The organism is Mesorhizobium sp. M2A.F.Ca.ET.039.01.1.1, assembly GCF_003998035.1.
Taxonomy (GTDB): domain Bacteria; phylum Pseudomonadota; class Alphaproteobacteria; order Rhizobiales; family Rhizobiaceae; genus Mesorhizobium.
The window spans coordinates 1-4,637 of record NZ_RZRY01000512.1; the positions used below are offsets into that span (position 1 = coordinate 1).

A 4,637-nucleotide genomic window follows, 5' to 3' on the forward strand; every position below is an offset into this window, starting at 1 on the left:
GCCGCTACGAGGCCTGAGGTCCACGCCGCGCGTCGCCTGCCGTCGGCGGCGGCGCGTCCGGCAAAATCTAGACATGAAACCGGTAATCGGAGACTTCAAATGGATCCGAAACCCATCAAGATCGGCCTCATCGCCGAACTGACAGGCCCATTGTCTTTCATGGGCATCGCAAACGCGAACCTCACCACGATGCTCGTCACGATATCAATGCCAAAGGCGGCCTGCTCGGCCGGCCGGCGGAACTCGTCATCGAGGATGGCGAGACTACCGACAGTGTCGCCATGGCAAAGGCCGCGAAACTGGTCGATGCCGACAAGGTCGATGTGGTCGTCGGCGGTATCTACAGTTCGACCCGCCTGGCGATCAAAAGCGAGGCGGTCACGCGGGGCAGGACGCTCTACATCTATACCGAGCAGTATGAAGGACACGAAAATGATCCCCTGATCTTCTGCACGGGCCCCGTGCCCGCGCAGCAGGTCGACCCGCTGATCCCATGGCTGATGAAGAGCACCGGGGCGAAGCGGTTCTATCTGCCGTCGGCCGACTACATTTGGCCGCATCTGCTCAACAAGGCCGCCAGTCGGGCGGTGCACGCCAATGGCGGCGAGATCGTCGGCGAGGAGTATTTCCCGCTCGACACCGTCGATTTCCGGCGGACGGTGCAGCAGATCATGGCAAGCGGCACCGACGTGGTTTTCAACACCATTGTCCCGCCGGGCCTGACGCCATTCCTCGAAGAACTGCACAAGGCCGGTTTCGGCAAACGCGGCGGCAGAATCGTCTGCACTTACTTCGACGAGAACTTCTTCAATCTGGTGCCGTCCGAGCAGATCGAGGGCCTCTACAGCTGCCTCGACTACTACTAGGAACTCGACGAACCGTTCGGCCGCGCGCTCTTGCGCCGCTATAGCGAGCGGTTCCCAGGCGGCGCCACCTTGACCGCGGGCAGCGGGTGCACCGGACATTACCGGGCAATCAAGATGTGGGAAGCTGCGGTAAAGGAAGCAGGCAGTGTCGAGCGAGATGCGGTTATACAGGCGCTCGATCACGTGCGGATCGGCGAAGGCCCGGGCGGTCCGGCCGAGATGGTTCCCGGACAACACCATGTTCGCATGAACATGTACATCGCGCAGGCACAGAGCGGTCGATTCCGGATCGTCAAGAATCTGGGTGCGATCGATCCCGACGAGCAAGTGCTCAGCGGCTTTCAATTCAGGAACGCACGGTGACTTGAAGCGCCGATCGCTGATGCTTCTGGCGGGGGCAGCCACATGGTGCCCTCGCCATCTCCGTCGCGCTGACAAGGTGGTCGGACCCCAGCGGGACCTGACCGCCTGCATGTCGCGGCCGGCGACCTTATCTCCCGCCGCTCTCTCTCATCCGCGCGATGATCTCGGCCATCAGCGCAAGGTCGCGCCGTGAGTCCGCCAGGTCGGTGAGCGGCTTGGTGCCCTCCATGATGTGGCGATGGAATGTCTCCAGCTCGTTGGAGAAGGCATCGCCATAGAGCGGTCCGAAGGCCTTCGTCACTGGGCCGAGCGGCCCGGCCTCCGTCACCTCCAGGCGCGTCGGCAGGCTGCGGATATAGGGCGTGTCGTAGATGATCCGTACCCGTTTGGTGTTGGAGCGAACCTCGATCATGGCATCGAACAGGCCGAGATCGTCGACCACCGCGTCATAGAGGCAGGCGAAGTGGCCGTAATCGAAGGTGACGCTGGTGTTGGCGCCGCCATTGGTGTGGTGCGCCGCCACCACCCGCTGTGGCTCGCCAATCAAGCCACGCATGGCCGAGATGTGGTGCGAGGAGAGCGCGGTCAGGCCTCGATAGGCGCGCACGAGCTCGGCCGAGGCGTCTTTTCCGACCACCTCGCGGATCAGCGCGTCGCGCTCCTCGGCACCGCGCGAAAGGATCGCCGGGTCGATGTCCCGCGGATAGAGGATGTTCTGGCTCTTCTTCAGGAAATGCCGGCCTTCCGAGATCAGGTCGAAAATGCGCACATGGGTGATGTCTCCGTGTGCCGGCAACTCGTCTCGCGCCGCCAGATAGGCCGGCGCGTAGCGGCGCATATAGCCGATGAAGATTGTCTTTTCGTAGTCCCTGCTCAGCGCCATCAGCTCGTCGATCTCGCGCACCGTCAGACAGGCGGGCTTTTCGAGCAGGACATGCTTGTTGGCTGTAATCGCGGCGCGGACGAAGCGGCTGTGCGTGTCGTCCGATGAGAGCACGAAGACCGCGTCGATATCCGGCGAATTGATCAGCGCCTCGGCGCTTTCATAGGCCTTGGCGGTTGGGTATTGCGAGGTGATGAGTTTCACCAGGCTCGGTGAAACGTCATGGGCGCCAGCGATGACCCAGCGGTCGCGCTGGTCGGCCAACACCCGCAGATGGATCGATTGCGCGACCTCTCCAAGACCCACAAGCCCGACACGGATCAGCGCCACGGCGAACTCCTTCGCTAGTTTGTTTCAAATTCCATGCGCGGCGCGGCTGTCACGCCGCGCCGGTCACCAGCGCCACGAGCTCGTTGCCGGTGGTTTCGGACGAGCGCACCGTCGCCACCATCTTGCCGGCGCGCATCACCCAGATCTGGTCGGAGAGCCGTCGCACCTGATCAAAATTGTGGCTGATCAGGATAACGCTTACGCCTTGCTCGCGCAGCTTACGGATAAGGGCCTCGACATTTGCCGTTTCCTGCACGCCAAGCGCCGCCGTCGGCTCGTCCATAACCACCAGCTTGGCGCCCGACCCCGCCGCGCGGCAGATCGAGATCGCCTGCCTCTGGCCGCCCGAGAGACGCCGGACGCGCTGGGTCACCGACGGCACGTTGATCGACAGCCGCGACAGCATGGCGCGCGCCTCGTCTTTCATCGCCTTGCGGTCGAGCAGGGCGAACGGGCCGATGCGGCGCACGATCTCACGGTTGAGGAAAAGGTTCTGCGCCACCGTCAATTCGTCGATCAGCGCCAGGTTCTGGTGCACGGTCTCGATGCCCGATTTGCGCGCCTCGTCCGGATTGGAGAACGGGTGCTGGCGGCCGTCGAAATAGATCGTGCCCCCGTCGGGCACATGCACGCCGACCAGGCAACGGATGAGAGTCGACTTGCCGGCGCCATTGTCGCCGATCACCGCGGTGACCTCACCTCGCCGGGCTTGAAACCCGACATCGGTGAAGGCGCGGATGCCGCCGAAATGCTTGCTCAGTCCCTGGCAGGCGAGGATCGCCTCGGAAGGCGCGATGTGATTGACGGTGCTCATTTCTGATATCGCATGATCAGCGCCGCCAGGACCACGATCACGCCTACGGCAAGTGGTTGATAGAAGGCCGAGACGCTGAGCAGCGTCAGCCCGTTGACGAGGGCCGTCAGCATCAGCGCGCCGATGGCGGGTCCCAGGATGCTGGCGCGGCCGCCGAACAGGCTGACGCCGCCCAGCACCACGGCCGCCACGGAGTTCAGGAGCAGGCTCGTGTTGATCTGCGGCTCGGCCGAGCCGATGCGCGCCACCAGAAGGATCGACGCGATGCCGGCGCAGAAGCCGGAGATCGTATAGGCGGCGATCTTGACCCGGTTCGTGCGAATGCCGAGCGCGCTGGCGCTCTCTGCCTGGCCGCCGGTGGCAAGCAGATGCACGCCGAACCGCGTGTGGTAGAGCGCAACATGCGCGACAAGGACGGCCGCGATCGCCACCCAGACCGGATAGCCGAACGGCCCGAGATAGCCTGACGCGAGCTTGAGCAGGAACGTCGAGCCCACCATGGTCGGCTCGCCGCCGGACAGGATGAGGCCAAGACCAGTAATACCGGAGAGCGTGCCGAGCGTCACGACGAAATCGGGAATACGCCCGGCGGTGATCAGCACGCCGTTGATGAAGCCGATGGCGCTGGTGGCGAGCACCGCGAGCACACAGGCGGCGAAGATGCCGAGACCCGCCGCATTGACCAGGCCGAGGATGACCGCGCCAAGCATGACGGAGGCTGCGAGCGAGAGGTCAATGCCGGACGTGGCGACAACGAAGGTCTGACCGATCGACAGCACCACCAGGATCGCGGCGGCAAGCAGGATCGCCTGCATGTTGGCGACGCTGAGGAAGACTGGCGAGGTGACGCCGAACAGGATGACGAGACCGACCAGGCCGACGACAGATGCCCAGTCGGCCCAGAAGGAAGGATCGATGAGGAGAGCCGCCAGGGAGGGACGGCTCTCCTCGTGGACGCCCGCCTGTCGGGAGGCGGGCGCGTTGTCGGCTGGAAGGCTCACTTCAGCATCTCGCGCAAGGGATCCGGATAGTCGCCGCCTGGACGCGGGAAGTTCTTCAGCGAGGCTTCCGCATTGTCCTTGTTGATGAGGAGCACCGGCGCAGGCACGTTGGCGGGGAGTTCCTTACCCATTGCGGCAAGCTTGCACGCCTCGACGCCCATTGCGCCGACCACATAGGGGTATTGCGCGACGGTGGCCGTGAGTTCGCCGGCGGCGACCGATTTCAGAGCGTCGACAATGCCGTCGAGGCCGATCACCTTGACGTCCTTGCCGGACGTCTGCACGGCTCGCTCGACGCCGAGCGCCATGATGTCGTTGGCGGCAAAGAAGCCGGCGAGATCCGGATGCGCGGCCAGGATGTCGGTGGCAGCAGTCAGCGC

4 protein-coding genes and 1 pseudogene are annotated in these 4,637 nt (G+C 64.2%); 1 reads left to right on the plus strand and 4 read right to left on the minus strand.

The genetic code is table 11. The features are described 5' to 3' along the window. Positions 1-248 precede the first annotated feature (248 nt). Positions 249-1,229 (plus strand): annotated as a pseudogene (locus EOA24_RS28085) (substrate-binding protein). Positions 1,230-1,356: 127 nt separating this feature from the next. Here EOA24_RS28085 and EOA24_RS28090 read toward each other — a convergent pair. From EOA24_RS28090 to EOA24_RS28105, 4 genes are all read right to left on the minus strand, one after another. After that, a complete protein-coding gene (locus EOA24_RS28090) occupies positions 1,357-2,442 on the minus strand; it encodes a Gfo/Idh/MocA family oxidoreductase (protein ID WP_126081262.1) in 1,086 nt (361 codons plus the stop codon). Between the two features lie 49 nt (positions 2,443-2,491). Then, complete coding sequence (locus EOA24_RS28095; protein WP_126081263.1) at positions 2,492-3,256, minus strand: ATP-binding cassette domain-containing protein; 765 nt, start codon at positions 3,254-3,256, stop codon at positions 2,492-2,494. Then, on the minus strand, positions 3,253-4,257 hold the full coding sequence (locus tag EOA24_RS28100; protein ID WP_126081264.1) for an ABC transporter permease: 1,005 nt from the start codon (positions 4,255-4,257) through the stop codon (positions 3,253-3,255). The genes EOA24_RS28095 and EOA24_RS28100 overlap by 4 nt, the downstream gene beginning before the upstream one ends. Continuing rightward, positions 4,254-4,637, minus strand: a 384-nt coding sequence (locus EOA24_RS28105; protein WP_145992548.1) for a substrate-binding domain-containing protein, incomplete at its 5' end; no start/stop codon positions are given. The genes EOA24_RS28100 and EOA24_RS28105, both read right to left, overlap by 4 nt.